Annotated in this window: 1 protein-coding gene and 1 pseudogene; both read left to right on the forward strand. The window is 54.5% G+C overall.

The genetic code is table 11. The annotated features are described in order from the left end of the window. Positions 1 to 229 (forward strand): annotated as a pseudogene (locus tag QMA09_RS17090) (transposase); the annotation flags it as partial. Then, on the forward strand, positions 222 to 778 hold a 557-nt coding region (locus QMA09_RS17095), incomplete at its 3' end, for an ExeA family protein (RefSeq protein WP_290213995.1). The pseudogene QMA09_RS17090 and the gene QMA09_RS17095, both read left to right, overlap by 8 nt.

The following is a 778-nucleotide window of genomic DNA, read 5'->3' on the forward strand; positions in this document are numbered from 1 at the left end:
CGACTATCCAGGTTATGACAGCTGGAAGGCACGGGAAATGGTCATCACGGAGAAGACCGGGAAACGGCCCTCGCTACCGGAGAAAATGACGAAAGAACCTGCCGGTTCGTCGCGACTCCTGCAAGGCGCCAAAAAAGTGAACGCGGACCGCAAGGCATCTGCCATCACACCGAGTGTACCCGCCGTGAGCTTCCGGAATATCGGAAAAGGCGGTGTGGAGCATGTTTGAATCGTTCTTTGAGATGAAGGCAACGCCATTCTCGCGGGATATCCCGACTGCCGAACTGTACGAATCCAATCAACTGGAAGAAATCATCGGCCGCCTGAACTATGCGGCAGAACGGCAGCTTTTCGCGGTGATGACCGGGGAATGCGGGCTTGGAAAGACCACCGCAATACGCCGTTTCACCGATCAACTGGATCCTTCACGCTTTAAACTGCTTTATCTGTCCGATTCCAAGTTGACGCCGCGGCATTTCTACAAAGGCATGTTGGAACAGTTGGGACTCGAGTCGAAGTTCTATCGGGGCGATGCCAAGCGGCAGCTGCATCGCGAAATCGAATTGATGAAAGGCATCCACAAGCTGACGCCTGTCTGTGTCGTGGATGAAGCCCACTTACTGGACCGGGAGATGTTGGAAGAGGTGCGATTCCTCCTGAACTTCCGGATGGATGCGCAGAGCCCGATGGCGCTCATCATGGTCGGACAGACCGAATTATGGGATCGCCTTCAGCTTCAGTCATTCGCGGCCATTCGCCAGCGGATTGATATCCAATT

The organism is Planococcus sp. APC 3906 (assembly GCF_030407685.1).
Lineage (GTDB): Bacteria > Bacillota > Bacilli > Bacillales_A > Planococcaceae > Planococcus > Planococcus koreensis.